This is a genomic window from Streptomyces sp. ALI-76-A (assembly GCF_030287445.1).
Classification (GTDB): domain Bacteria; phylum Actinomycetota; class Actinomycetes; order Streptomycetales; family Streptomycetaceae; genus Streptomyces.
In genome coordinates this window covers 2514161-2527393 of record NZ_JASVWB010000002.1, presented here as the reverse complement: position 1 = coordinate 2527393, position 13233 = coordinate 2514161, and the positions used below count along the sequence as shown (strand labels likewise).

15 protein-coding genes are annotated in these 13233 nt (G+C 70.3%); 11 read left to right on the top strand and 4 right to left on the bottom strand.

The window, feature by feature from the left end; translation table 11 throughout:
- Nucleotides 1–39 precede the first annotated feature (39 nt).
- From QQS16_RS12360 to QQS16_RS12350, 3 genes are all read left to right on the top strand, one after another.
- The gene (locus QQS16_RS12360; protein ID WP_286061688.1) at nt 40–993 is read left to right on the top strand and encodes a heme o synthase; all 954 of its coding nucleotides are present in this window, start codon (nt 40–42) and stop codon (nt 991–993) included.
- A 97-nt stretch (nt 994–1090) separates the two neighbouring features.
- Entirely contained in the window at nt 1091–1447 is a 357-nt protein-coding gene (locus QQS16_RS12355) for a hypothetical protein (RefSeq protein ID WP_286061687.1), read from the top strand.
- Between the two features lie 80 nt (nt 1448–1527).
- Nucleotides 1528–2637, top strand: a complete 1110-nt coding sequence (locus QQS16_RS12350; RefSeq protein WP_286061686.1) for an amidohydrolase family protein — start codon at nt 1528–1530, stop codon at nt 2635–2637.
- A gap of 90 nt (nt 2638–2727) precedes the next feature.
- Here QQS16_RS12350 and QQS16_RS12345 read toward each other — a convergent pair whose 3' ends face one another.
- From QQS16_RS12345 to QQS16_RS12330, 4 genes are all read right to left on the bottom strand, one after another.
- Nucleotides 2728–3723, bottom strand: coding sequence for a COX15/CtaA family protein (locus tag QQS16_RS12345; RefSeq protein ID WP_286066295.1), 996 nt, complete (start codon nt 3721–3723; stop codon nt 2728–2730).
- Between the two features lie 74 nt (nt 3724–3797).
- Nucleotides 3798–4574 carry an ABC transporter permease gene (locus QQS16_RS12340; RefSeq protein WP_286061685.1) on the bottom strand — a complete coding sequence of 259 codons (777 nt, stop codon included), beginning with the start codon at nt 4572–4574 and terminating at the stop codon, nt 3798–3800.
- Nucleotides 4571–5494, bottom strand: coding sequence for an ABC transporter ATP-binding protein (locus QQS16_RS12335; RefSeq protein ID WP_286061684.1), 924 nt, complete (start codon nt 5492–5494; stop codon nt 4571–4573). Before QQS16_RS12335 ends, QQS16_RS12340 begins: the two co-directional genes overlap by 4 nt.
- Nucleotides 5495–5584: 90 nt before the next feature.
- Nucleotides 5585–6382 (bottom strand): AAC(3) family N-acetyltransferase, encoded by a 798-nt coding sequence (locus QQS16_RS12330; RefSeq protein ID WP_286061683.1) that lies wholly within the window; start codon nt 6380–6382, stop codon nt 5585–5587.
- Between the two features lie 161 nt (nt 6383–6543).
- Here QQS16_RS12330 and QQS16_RS12325 point away from each other — a divergent pair, with 161 nt between their 5' ends.
- From QQS16_RS12325 to QQS16_RS12290, 8 genes are all read left to right on the top strand, one after another.
- Nucleotides 6544–7296, top strand: a complete 753-nt coding sequence (locus QQS16_RS12325) for a helix-turn-helix transcriptional regulator (RefSeq protein WP_286061682.1) — start codon at nt 6544–6546, stop codon at nt 7294–7296.
- Complete coding sequence (sufB, locus tag QQS16_RS12320; protein WP_286061681.1) at nt 7293–8714, top strand: Fe-S cluster assembly protein SufB; 1422 nt, start codon at nt 7293–7295, stop codon at nt 8712–8714. Before QQS16_RS12325 ends, sufB begins: the two co-directional genes overlap by 4 nt.
- Nucleotides 8715–8802: 88 nt before the next feature.
- Complete coding sequence (sufD, locus tag QQS16_RS12315) at nt 8803–9984, top strand: Fe-S cluster assembly protein SufD (RefSeq protein ID WP_286061680.1); 1182 nt, start codon at nt 8803–8805, stop codon at nt 9982–9984.
- Nucleotides 9984–10304 (top strand): non-heme iron oxygenase ferredoxin subunit, encoded by a 321-nt coding sequence (locus tag QQS16_RS12310; protein WP_286061679.1) that lies wholly within the window; start codon nt 9984–9986, stop codon nt 10302–10304. The genes sufD and QQS16_RS12310 overlap by 1 nt, the downstream gene beginning before the upstream one ends.
- Before the next feature lie 5 nt (nt 10305–10309).
- Nucleotides 10310–11095: a Fe-S cluster assembly ATPase SufC gene (gene sufC / locus QQS16_RS12305; RefSeq protein WP_286061678.1), complete on the top strand. Its 786-nt coding sequence runs from the start codon at nt 10310–10312 to the stop codon at nt 11093–11095.
- Entirely contained in the window at nt 11092–12348 is a 1257-nt protein-coding gene (locus tag QQS16_RS12300) for a cysteine desulfurase (RefSeq protein ID WP_286061677.1), read from the top strand. The genes sufC and QQS16_RS12300 overlap by 4 nt, the downstream gene beginning before the upstream one ends.
- Nucleotides 12349–12364: 16 nt before the next feature.
- Entirely contained in the window at nt 12365–12832 is a 468-nt protein-coding gene (gene sufU / locus QQS16_RS12295; protein ID WP_286061676.1) for a Fe-S cluster assembly sulfur transfer protein SufU, read from the top strand.
- Nucleotides 12829–13161, top strand: a complete 333-nt coding sequence (locus QQS16_RS12290; protein ID WP_073494514.1) for a metal-sulfur cluster assembly factor — start codon at nt 12829–12831, stop codon at nt 13159–13161. The genes sufU and QQS16_RS12290 overlap by 4 nt, the downstream gene beginning before the upstream one ends.
- The last annotated feature ends 72 nt before the right edge of the window (nt 13162–13233 follow it).

Genomic DNA, 13233 nt, shown 5'->3' with positions numbered 1-13233 from the left:
GACTTCACACGGGGGGCTTGCTGGGATGTCTCTGTAGGGGTGTGCGTGACGGCCGTCGAATCCCGTCCAGCGGGGGTGCTCGGTGCGAGCCAGAGCCAGAGCCACCGGCCGTTCGGGGCCCGTGTCAAGGCGTTCGTAGCTCTGACCAAGCCTCGGATCATCGAGCTGCTGCTGATCACCACCGTTCCGGTGATGTTCCTGGCGCAGCAGGGGGTGCCGGACCTGACGCTGGTGCTGCTGACCTGCGTCGGCGGCTATCTCTCCGCGGGCGGCGCGAACGCGCTGAACATGTACATCGACCGGGACATCGACGCGCTGATGGACCGCACCTCGCAGCGCCCGCTGGTCACCGGCATGGTCAGCCCGCGCGAGTGCCTGGTCTTCGGCATCACCCTCGCGGTCGTCTCGACGCTGCTGTTCGGGCTGGCCGTCAACTGGCTGTCGGCCTGGCTGTCGCTCGGAGCGCTCCTCTTCTATGTCGTCGTCTACACGATGATCCTCAAGCGCCGCACCTCGCAGAACATCGTGTGGGGCGGCATCGCCGGCTGCCTGCCCGTGCTCATCGGCTGGTCGTCCGTCACCAACTCCATGTCGTGGGCGCCGATCATCCTCTTCCTCGTGATGTTCTTCTGGACGCCGCCGCACTACTGGCCGCTGTCCATGAAGGTGCGGGAGGACTACGCGCGCGTGGGTGTGCCGATGCTGCCGGTCGTCGCCTCCAACAAGGTGGTCGCCCGGCAGATCGTGCTCTACAGCTGGATGATGGTCGCGGTGTCGCTGCTGCTCACCCCGCTCGGCTACACCGGCTGGTTCTACACGGCGGTCGCACTGCTGGCCGGCGGCTTCTGGCTGTGGGAGGCGCACGGACTGCAGAACCGGGCCAGGGCCGAGGTGACCGGCGCCAAGCTCAAGGAGATGCGGCTGTTCCACTGGTCGATCACCTATGTGTCCCTCCTCTTCGTGGCGGTCGCGGTCGACCCCTTCCTCCGCTAGCCGCCGTCTCCTGCGGACATCTCCGGGCGGGGTACGTGGCCAAGGCCACGTACCCCGCCCGTCGCCGTTCGATCTACCCGTCGGTAGCATCCTGGCCATGGCAGACACGCAGCAGGTTGACGAGGGCACCGACTCCCGGCAGGCCGCGCGCGCCGCGCGCAGGGTGGCCCGCCTCGCCCGGCAGATCAGCTCCTTCGCCAAGGCCCACGGCGGCGCCGAGGCCCAGGTGGCCTACCTCGGACAGCGCGGCGCGCGGATCGCGCTCGTCGGCGAGGACGGCGGCTGGGGCGACCTGGTGGCCCCCTCGTACGAGATCGCCGAGAAGGCGGTGGAGAAGGCCGGGATCACCGCGCACGAGGCCTTCGACGGCGAGTTCGCGGCCAAGGTGCGGACCGGACCGTACGAGTGGACGCGGATGGCCGGAATCCAGGTGGGCGGTCCGAGCAACACCTGACGCCGGGTTCACCCGTTAGGCCGCCTGGAGGATCGTAGGAGAACACGGTCCTCGACGTGGTCCGCTCACGGGGAGCCCGGATGATCGAAACGCCGTCCCTCGTGGACCAGTACTGCCACGGCGTGCTGAGAACGGAGCTGGGCCTCGGCACCTTCGAGGCCCAGCTGGCCCGCACCGCGGGGCCGCCCGCGGCGGGCACCACGCTCTTCGACACCCAGACCGGCTTCGCGGTACGCCGCTGGTGCCCCCCGCTCCTCGGCCTGGAACCGCACTGTCCGCCCGCCCGCTATCTGGCCCGGCGCCGTGAACTCGGCGTACTGGAATCGGGCCGCCGGTTACTGCGCGGCAGCGGCGTCACGACGTACCTGGTCGACACCGGACTGCCCGGCGACCTCACCGGACCCGGCGAGATGGCCTCCGCGGCGGACGCCGAGGCCCGCGAGATCGTGCGGCTGGAAGTCCTCGCCGAGCAGGTCGCCGACACCTCCGGCACCGTCGAGTGCTTCCTCGCCAACCTCGCCGAGTCGGTGCACGCGGCCGCCGTGCACGCGGTGGCCTTCACCTCCGTGGCGGGCGTACGGCACGGACTCGCGCTCGCGCCGGAGCCGCCGGGACCGGGGGAGGTGCGGGGCGCGGCCGGCCGCTGGCTCGCCGCGCGCCGGGTGGGCGGCCAGCTGAGCGACCCGGTGCTGCTACGGCATCTGCTGTGGATCGCGGTCGCCTCCGGCCGGCCCCTCCAACTGCACGCGGGGCTCGGCGGGCCTGGGCTGCGCACCGACCGCACCGACCCGGTGCTGCTGACCGACTTCGTCCGGGCCACGACCGGGCTGGGCACCGACCTCGTGCTGCTGCACAGCTACCCGTACCACCGGCACGCCGCCCATCTCGCCGGGGTCTTCCCGCATGTGTACGCCGACGCGGGCGCCGCCCTGGTGCGCACCGGCGCCCGGGCCGCGGCCGTCCTCGGGGAGATCCTGGAGCTGGCCCCCTTCGGCAAGATCCTGTTCTCCAGCGGGGCCCAGGGCCTGCCCGAGCTGCACGTGGTCGGCGCACAGCTGTTCCGGGAGGCCCTGGGACGGGTGCTGGGCACCTGGATCGCCGAGGGGGCGTGGTCGGCGGCGGACGCGCACCGGGTGGCGGGGCTGATCGCGGCGGGGAACGCGCGGCGGGTGTATCAGCTGGGTGGCTGAGGCGCGGGCCGGGTGGTCCGTACCGGTCCGGACGTACGCGCTCGCGTGCCCGCGCCGGGTCCGTTGTCGCCGTCGCGGCGCACGCTCTCCTCAGCCGGCGGCGTGCTCCAGCCGTTCGCCGGCGGCGGGAGCCGGAAGGTCCGCGTCGGTGCCACGGCGTTCCCGCAGCGACAGCAGGACCCGCACCACCCAGATCCACATCACGGCGGAGCCCAGCATGTGCAGGCCCACCAGGATCTCGGGAAGGTCGGTGAAGTACTGGACGTAGCCGATGACACCCTGCGCGAGCAGGATCAGGAAGAGCTCACGCGTCCGCGCCAGCGTCCCCTTCGGGGCGTCGACCGCCTTGAGGACGAACCACAGGGCGAACGTCAGCGACACCACGATCCACGCCAGCACCGCGTGCGCCTTGCTCACGGTCTCCCAGTCCAGCGGCATCCGCTCGACCTCGCTGGAGTCGCCCGCGTGCGGTCCCGCACCGGTCACGACCGTGCCGACCAGGATCAGCAGCACGGACGCCCCGACCAGGAACCACACCAGCTGCCGCACGGCCTTGCCGACCAGCGGGCGGGGCGCCGCGTCCCCCTCCCGGGTGCGCTGCCACATCACCGTGGCGACCCCGATCAGGGCCGACGTCGCCACGAAGTGCGCCGCGACGGTGTACGGGTTGAGACCGACGAGCACCACGATCCCGCCGAGGATCGCGTTGCTCATCACGATCCAGAACTGCGCCCAGCCCAGCCGGGTCAGGCCGCGCCGGTACGGCTTCTGGGAGCGCGCGGCGATGATCGCCCAGCCGACCGCCGCGCACAGCACGTACGTCAGCATGCGGTTGCCGAACTCGATGGCTCCGTGCAGGCCCATCGCGCTGGTGGTGGTCAGCGAGTCGTCGGTGCACTTGGGCCAGGTCGGGCAGCCGAGCCCGGACCCGGTGAGCCGCACCGCGCCTCCGGTGACCACGATGAGCACCGCCATCACGAGCGCGGCGAGGGCCGCCCGCCGGACCGTCCGAGGAGTCGGGGTCCAGCGTGCGGCGATGAAGGCGAGCGGGTTGCGGACGGCCGCTACGGCGTCGGCGCGGGTCACGTTTGGCACGCGCTCCATCGTAGGGGGCCCGCTTGTGCACGCTTTCACGAGGGTCCCGGCCTCCTGTCGGCGGCCTACTCCCAGCGGAAGAACCTGCCGGCGGCGGCCAGTCCCACGACCGCCCAGACGGCGAGGATCCCCAGGTCGGCCCAGGGAACCCCGGTGCCGTGCCGCAGCACGTCACGCAGGCCGTCCGACAGCGCCGAGATGGGCAGCAGCGCCAGCACGTCCTGCGCGGCGGACGGGAACCTGTCCAGCGGCACGATGACCCCGCCGCCCACCAGCAGCAGCAGGAAGACCAGGTTGGCGGCGGCCAGGGTCGCCTCCGCCTTCAGCGTGCCCGCCATCAGCAGACCGAGGCCGGAGAAGGCGGCCGTACCCAGGACCAGCAGGAGGACGACGACGAGCGGGTTGCCGTGCGGCGACCAGCCCAGGCCCCACGCGATGGCCGTCAGGAGGAGCACCTGGAGGATCTCGGTGACCAGGACGGAGAGCGTCTTGGCGGTCATCAGACCCCAGCGGGGGAGCGGGGAGGAGGCGAGGCGCTTCAGGACGCCGTAGCGGCGCTCGAAGCCCGTCGCGATGGCCTGGCCGGTGAACGCCGTCGACATCACGGCGAGCGCCAGGATGCCGGGGGCGAGGAAGTCCACCGCCTCGCCGGCGCCGGTGTCGACGACGTCCACCGTGCTGAACAGGAGCAGCAGCAGCGCGGGGATCACGACCGTCAGCAGCAGCTGCTCACCGTTGCGCAGCAGCATCCTGGTCTCCAGCGCCGCCTGGGCCGCGATCATGCGGGAGAGGGGCGCCGCGCCCGGCTTCGGGGTGTACGCACCCGTGGCGGCGGTGGTCATGAGCGCAGCTCCTTGCCGGTGAGCTCCAGGAAGACGTCTTCGAGGGTGTGCCGTTCCACGGAGATCCGCTCCGGCATCACCCCGTGCTGGGCGCACCACGAGGTGACCGTGGCGAGCAGTTGCGGGTCGATCTTGCCGACGACCCGGTAGGAGCCCGGCGTCAGCTCCGCGGCCGTGCTGTCGGCGGGGAGCGCCTTCAGCAGTGAGCCGACGTCCAGCCCGGGGCGGCCGCCGAAGCGGAGCGTGTTCTCGGCGCCGCCGCGGCACAGCTCCTCGGGGGAGCCCTGGGCGATCACCCGGCCCGCGTCGATGATCGCGACGTCGTCGGCGAGCTGCTCGGCCTCGTCCATGTGGTGGGTGGTGAGGATCACGGAGACGCCGTCGGCACGCAGGTCGCGGATGAGGTCCCAGGTGGCGCGGCGGGCCTGCGGGTCGAGGCCGGCGGTGGGCTCGTCCAGGAACACCAGTTCCGGGCGGCCGACGACCGCCATGGCGAGCGCGAGGCGCTGCTGCTGGCCGCCGGACAGGCGCCGGTACGTCGTCCGGCCGCAACCGCCCAGTCCCAGGCGCTCGACCAGCGCGTCCACGTCCAGCGGATGGGCGTGCAGCCTGGCCATGTGCCGGAGCATCTCGTCGGCCCGGGCGCCCGAGTACACGCCCCCGGACTGGAGCATCACCCCGATGCGCGGGTGCAGCTCACGGGCCTGCCCGACCGGGTCGAGGCCGAGGACGCGCACCGTGCCGGAGTCGGGTCTGCGGTACCCCTCGCAGGTCTCGACCGTGGTCGTCTTGCCGGCGCCGTTGGGACCGAGGACGGCGGTCACGCCCGCCCGGGCCACCAGGTCGAGGCCGTCCACCGCGGTCTTCCTGCCGTACCGCTTCACCAGGGCCTGTACCTGGACCACGGGGTCACTTCGCATGGGTCCAGAGTCTAGGTTCGCGGACGGCGGCACAGGCGGGCGGGTGCGGGATCGCCACTCCCGGCCGGCCGCCGCCGGGCGGGGCGGGCCTCAGAGCTCCTCCTCGCGGGACCGATGCACCGCCAGCCACCGCCTCGCGTACGCCACCGCGTCCGCCACGGGGAACAGCCGGACGCCGGCCGCGCCCACCGTCCCGCGTACGACGGGATGGTCCCGCTCGAAGTCGTACCCGAGTTCGTCGAAGCGGTCCGAGCTGATCGACACCTCGGTGACCACCTGCCAGCCCGTGGGGCCCGGCCGGCCGACCTTCACGCGCGGTGACGGTATGCGGTACTCGGCCAGGTGGAAGCTGGTGCAGGTGTCGTAGCCGGCGCCCAGCAGCAGGACCCGGGCGCCGAGCGCCTCCAGACGGGCCAGCGGGCTGCGCTCGCCCAGCCGGCAGTCGGGCGCGTGCCCCTCGACGATCTCCGCGGCGCGCGGGCCGACCGCCGCGAACGACGTCTGCGGGTGCGCGCTGCGCCGGGCGCCCGGCCAGGTCCGCACGGTCTCCGGGACCACGCCCACCCCACGGGACGGCGTGACGAGAGGGTCGTAGGCGGGCATCGTGGCCCGGATCGTGTCCCACCACTCCTCGGGCACCGGCGGGTTGGCCCACACCGCCGGGTCCGAGAGGTCGCCGGACTGGGTCGGGACCACCAGGGTGCCCTCCGGTCCGAGCGCGTCGAGCAGTCCCTGGACGACCGCCACGGCTCCTCCGCACACCCAGCCGAGTGAGCTGAGGGAGGAATGGACGAGGAGGATCTCGCCGGGCCGCACACCCGCCTCGCGCAGCTGGGCGGCGAGGGAGTGCCGGGTGACAAGAGGGCCGGTCGCAGGGGGTGTGGCCATGGTTCGCGAGTGTCCCGGAACCGGCCCCGGGACGCCACCCGTTTGATCGATCAGAGATCGTTCCCGCAGGTCACGTTAGGTATACCTAAGTGACGCAGGGCACCGTCCGGCCGCGTGGACGCCGCTTGCCTGCCCCAGAGGAATTACGCAACAATGGCGTTGTGAAAAACGTCGGAGAGGCTCGGGAGACCCCCGCGGGGGCCCCTCAGGAGGAACTCGCGACCGGTGAGCGCTCGACGCGCAACCGGGTCGCGCGGTCCATCCTGGACCACGGGCCGTCGACCGTCGCCGAGCTCGCCGGACGCCTCGGCCTCACCCAGGCCGCCGTCCGCCGCCATCTCGACGCACTGGCCGCCGACGACGTCGTGGAGGCACGCGAGCAGCGGGTCTACGGCGCGCGGACCCGCGGGCGTCCCGCCAAGGTCTTCGCGCTCACCGACTGCGGCCGTGACGCCTTCGACCAGTCCTACGACAAGCTGGCCACGGACGCGCTGAGCTGGATCGCCGAGCGCGAGGGCGGGCAGGAGGCGGTCGCCGCCTTCGCCCGGGCCAGGATCGCCGCCCAGGCGGGCGCCTACCGCAAGGCGGTGGAGGCCGCCGCCCCGGAGCGGCGAGCCGAAGCCCTCGCCAAGGCCCTGAGCGCGGAGGGGTACGCTGCTACGGCGCGCAGCGCGCCCCTGCCCCAGCAGGGTGAGCAGCTCTGCCAGCACCACTGCCCGGTCGCCCATGTCGCGGAGAAGTTCCCCCAGTTGTGCGAGGCGGAGACGGAGTTCTTCGCCGAGCTGCTCGGGACGCACGTCCAGCGACTGGCGACCATCGCGCACGGCGACGGTGTCTGCACGACGTTCATCCCCAGGATTTCCCACACCACTGATATCGCATCTGCAAGCACGGCCGGGAGGAACCCCGCATGACTCTCCCCACGGAGACTGCCCACCCCGAACTCGAGGGCCTGGGTAAGTACGAATACGGCTGGGCCGACTCCGACACGGCCGGCGCCTCTGCGAAGCGCGGCATCAGCGAGGACGTCGTCCGCGACATCTCCGCGAAGAAGAGCGAGCCGGAGTGGATGACCAAGCTCCGCCTCAAGGGCCTGCGCCTCTTCGAGAAGAAGCCCATGCCCAACTGGGGATCCGACCTGTCGGGCATCGACTTCGACAACATCAAGTACTTCGTGCGCTCCACGGAGAAGCAGGCGGCGTCCTGGGAGGACCTGCCCGAGGACATCAAGAACACGTACGACAAGCTCGGCATCCCCGAGGCGGAGAAGCAGCGCCTCGTCGCCGGTGTCGCGGCCCAGTACGAGTCCGAGGTCGTCTACCACCAGATCCGTGAGGACCTGGAGGAGCAGGGCGTCATCTTCCTGGACACCGACACGGCCCTGAAGGAGCACCCGGAGCTCTTCAAGGAGTACTTCGGGACCGTCATCCCCGTCGGCGACAACAAGTTCGCGTCGCTGAACACCGCGGTGTGGTCCGGCGGCTCCTTCATCTACGTGCCGAAGGGCGTGCAGGTCGAGATCCCGCTCCAGGCCTACTTCCGTATCAACACGGAGAACATGGGCCAGTTCGAGCGGACCCTGATCATCGTCGACGAGGGTGCCTACGTGCACTACGTCGAGGGCTGCACGGCGCCGATCTACAAGTCGGACTCGCTGCACTCCGCGGTCGTCGAGATCATCGTCAAGAAGAACGCCCGCTGCCGTTACACGACCATCCAGAACTGGTCGAACAACGTCTACAACCTGGTCACCAAGCGCGCCGTGGCGTACGAGGGCGCGACCATGGAGTGGATCGACGGCAACATCGGCTCCAAGGTGACGATGAAGTACCCGGCCGTCTACCTGATGGGCGAGCACGCCAAGGGCGAGACCCTCTCCATCGCCTTCGCGGGCGAGGGCCAGCACCAGGACGCCGGCTCCAAGATGGTCCACATGGCGCCGAACACCTCCTCCAACATCGTCTCCAAGTCGGTGGCGCGCGGTGGCGGTCGTACCTCCTACCGGGGGCTCGTCGAGATCGGCGAGGGCGCCCACGGCTCCAAGTCCAACGTGCTGTGCGACGCGCTGCTCGTCGACACCATCTCCCGCTCCGACACGTACCCCTACGTGGACGTCCGCGAGGACGACGTGTCCATGGGCCACGAGGCGACCGTCTCCAAGGTCTCCGAGGACCAGCTCTTCTACCTGATGAGCCGCGGTCTGACCGAGTTCGAGGCGATGGCGATGATCGTGCGCGGCTTCGTCGAGCCGATCGCGAAGGAGCTGCCCATGGAGTACGCGCTGGAGCTCAACCGGCTGATCGAGCTGCAGATGGAAGGCGCGGTCGGCTGACCTGCCGCCCGTTCCGGCAGCTTTCGGCCCGCCCCTCCGGGCGGGCCGAGGATCGCAACTGACGTAGGAAGAGAGCAGACCGACAGCCATGGCTGAGGCTCAGAACATCCCGGTGGGCAGTACCACTGCCGGCCAGATCGCGGTGGCCGCCGAGTCGACCGTCGCCACGCGCATGAGCGCGCCCCCGTCCTTCGACGTGGCGGACTTCCCGGTCCCCCACGGCCGCGAGGAGGAGTGGCGGTTCACACCGCTGGAGCGGCTGCGCGGGCTGCACGACGGCACCGCGGTCGCCACCGGCGACGGCGTGAAGGTCGAGATCGACGCCCCCGAGGGCGTCGTCGTCGAGACCGTCGGCCGTGACGACGCGCGCCTCGGCAGGGCGGGCACCCCGGTGGACCGGGTCGCCGCCCAGGCGTACTCGGCGTTCGAGAAGGCCGGCGTGATCACCGTCCCCAAGGAGACGGTCCTCACCGAGCCGATCCGGATCGCCGTGCACGGCCAGGGCGGGACCACCTACGCCCACCAGGTCGTCGAGCTGGGTGCCTTCGCCGAGGCCGTCGTCGTCATCGACCACACCGGTGACGCGGTGCTCGCCGCCAACGTCGACTACGTCCTCGGGGACGGCGCCAAGCTGACCGTCGTCTCCGTCCAGGACTGGGACGACAAGGCCGTGCACGTCGGCCAGCACAACGCGCTGATCGGCCGGGACGCCACCTTCAAGTCGTTCGTGGTCACCTTCGGCGGCGACCTGGTCCGTCTGCACCCGCGCGTGGCCTACGCCGGCCCCGGCGGCGAGGCCGAGCTGTTCGGCCTGTACTTCACCGACGCCGGCCAGCACCAGGAGCACCGCCTCCTCGTCGACCACAACACCCCGCACTGCAAGTCGAACGTGGCCTACAAGGGCGCGCTCCAGGGCGAGGGCGCCCACGCGGTGTGGATCGGCGACGTCCTCATCGAGGCCACGGCCGAGGGCACGGACACGTACGAGATGAACCGGAACCTGGTGCTGACCGACGGCGCCCGGGTCGACTCCGTGCCGAACCTGGAGATCGAGACCGGCGAGATCGTCGGCGCGGGTCACGCCTCCGCCACCGGCCGCTTCGACGACGAGCAGCTCTTCTACCTGATGGCCCGCGGCATCCCGGCCGGTGAGGCCCGCCGTCTGGTGGTCCGCGGCTTCTTCGCCGAGCTGGTCCAGCAGATCGGCGTCGACGACATCGAAGAGCGCCTTCTCGTGAAGATCGACGAGGAGCTGGAGGCGTCCGTCTGATGGCCGCTTTCGTACGCGTCTGCGGGCTGGGCGAGCTGGCGGAGGACACCCCCAAGCGGGTGGAACTCGACGGCACGCCGGTCTCGGTCGTCCGTACCGAGGGGGAGGTGTTCGCGATCCACGACATCTGCTCGCACGCGAACGTCTCGCTCTCCGAGGGCGAGGTGGAGGACTGCCAGATCGAGTGCTGGCTGCACGGCTCCAGCTTCGACCTCCGCACCGGCAAACCGTCCGGCCTTCCCGCGACGCGCCCCGTCCCCGTTTACCCCGTAAAGATCGAAGGGGACGATGTGCTCGTCTCCCTCTCCCAGGAGTCCTGAGGCACATGGCAACGCTTGAAATCCGAGACCTGCACGTCACCGTCGAGGTCGAGAACGGTACGAAGGAAATCCTCAAGGGTGTCGACCTCACCGTGAAGCAGGGCGAGACGCACGCCATCATGGGCCCCAACGGCTCCGGCAAGTCGACGCTCGCCTACTCGCTCGCGGGTCACCCGAAGTACACCATCACCGGCGGCACCGTCACCCTCGACGGCGAGGACGTCCTGGCGATGGAGGTCGACGAGCGCGCCCGCGCCGGCCTGTTCCTCGCGATGCAGTACCCGGTCGAGGTCCCCGGCGTCTCGGTCTCCAACTTCCTGCGCACCTCCGCCACCGCCATCCGCGGCGAGGCCCCCAAGCTGCGCACCTGGGTGAAGGAGGTCAAGGAGGCCATGCAGCGCCTCAACATGGACCCGGCCTTCGCCGAGCGCAACGTCAACGAGGGCTTCTCCGGCGGTGAGAAGAAGCGCCACGAGATCCTTCAGCTGGAGCTGCTCAAGCCGAAGGTAGCGATCCTCGACGAGACGGACTCCGGCCTGGACGTCGATGCCCTGCGCGTCGTCTCCGAGGGCGTCAACCGGGTCCGCGAGAGCGGCGAGGTGGGCACCATGCTCATCACGCACTACACGCGCATCCTGCGCTACATCAAGCCCGACTACGTCCACGTCTTCTCCGCGGGCCGGATCGTCGAGTCCGGCGGCGCCGAACTCGCCGACAAGCTGGAGAACGAGGGCTACGAGGCCTACGCGAAGCACGACGCAGTCGACACGAAGGGTGGCGTATCCGCGTGACACAGCTGCCGGGCCTCCTCGACACCGAGGCGCTCCGCAAGGACTTCCCCATCCTGGACCGTCAGGTCCACGACGGCCGGAAGCTCGTGTACCTGGACAACGCGGCGACCTCGCAGAAGCCGCGCCAGGTGCTGGACGCCCTGAGTGAGTACTACGAGCGCTACAACGCCAACGTCCACCGCGGTGTGCATGTGCTCGCCGAGGAGGCCACGGCGCTGTACGAGGGCGCGCGCGACAAGGTCGCCGCCTTCATCAACGCGCCGAGCCGCGACGAGGTGATCTTCACCAAGAACGCCTCCGAGTCGCTCAACCTCGTGGCGAACATGCTGGGCTGGGCCGACGAGCCCTACCGCGTGGACCACGAGACCGAGATCGTGATCACGGAGATGGAGCACCACTCCAACATCGTGCCGTGGCAGCTGCTGGCGCAGCGCACGGGCGCGAAGCTGAAGTGGTTCGGGCTGACCGACGACGGCCGCCTCGACCTCTCCAACATCGACGAGATCATCACCGAGAAGACGAAGATCGTCTCCTTCGTGCTGGTGTCCAACATCCTCGGCACGGTGAACCCCGTCGAGGCGATAGTGCGCCGCGCGCAGGAGGTCGGCGCGCTGGTCTGCATCGACGCCTCGCAGGCCGCGCCGCACATGCCGATGGACGTACAGGCCCTCCAGGCCGACTTCGTGGCCTTCACCGGCCACAAGATGTGCGGCCCGACCGGCATCGGCGTCCTCTGGGGCCGCCAGGAGCTGCTGGAGGACCTGCCCCCGTTCCTGGGCGGCGGCGAGATGATCGAGACGGTGTCGATGCACTCGTCGACGTACGCCCCGGCGCCCCACAAGTTCGAGGCGGGCACCCCGCCGATCGCGCAGGCGGTGGGTCTGGGCGCGGCGATCGACTACCTGTCGGCGATCGGCATGGACAAGATCCTCGCCCATGAGCACGCGCTCACCGAGTACGCGGTGAAGAAGCTCGGTGAGGTCCCGGACCTGAGGATCATCGGCCCGGCCACGGCCGAGGACCGGGGCGCGGCGATCTCGTTCACGCTCGGTGACATCCACCCGCACGACGTGGGCCAGGTCCTCGACGAGGAGGGCATCGCGGTCCGGGTCGGACACCACTGCGCGCGGCCGGTCTGCCTGCGGTACGGAATTCCTGCGACCACGCGAGCGTCGTTCTATCTGTACTCCACGCCGACCGAGATCGACGCGCTGGTCGACGGGCTGGAGCACGTACGGAACTTCTTCGGCTGAGGGGCGTGCTGAAACCGTGAAGCTGGATTCGATGTACCAGGAAGTCATCCTGGACCACTACAAGCACCCGCACGGGCGTGGTCTGAGGGACGGCGACGCCGAGGTGCACCACGTCAACCCGACGTGCGGTGACGAGATCACGTTGCGGGTGAAGTACGACGGCACGACGATCAGCGACGTCTCGTACGAGGGCCAGGGCTGTTCGATCAGCCAGGCCTCCGCCTCCGTGCTGAACGACCTGCTGGTCGGCAAGGACCTGGCGGACGCGCGGAGGATCCAGGAGACCTTCCTGGAGCTGATGCAGTCCAAGGGCCGGATCGAGCCCGACGACGCGATGGAGGAGGTGCTGGAGGACGCGGTCGCGTTCGCCGGTGTCTCCAAGTACCCGGCGCGGGTGAAGTGCGCTCTCCTGAGCTGGATGGCGTGGAAGGACGCGACGGCCCAGGCCCTGGGCGGAGCCGACGCCGAAAGGAAGACCGCATGAGCGAGACCGTTGAGATGAAGCCGGCCTCGGAAGAGGAAGTCCGAGAGGCGCTGTACGACGTCGTCGACCCCGAACTGGGCATCGACGTCGTCAACCTGGGGCTGATCTACGGCATCCACATCGACGACGCGAACATCGCGACGATCGACATGACCCTGACCTCGGCGGCCTGCCCGCTGACGGACGTCATCGAGGACCAGGCCAAGTCCGCCACGGACGGCCTCGTCAACGAGCTGCGCATCAACTGGGTCTGGATGCCGCCGTGGGGCCCCGACAAGATCACGGACGACGGCCGGGAGCAGCTCCGGGCGCTCGGGTTCAACGTCTGACGTCCGTCCGCGCGTCCCTCCGCACGGGACGCACGGGATGACGCACGGAACGAGCAGTGGCCCTCGGCTTCG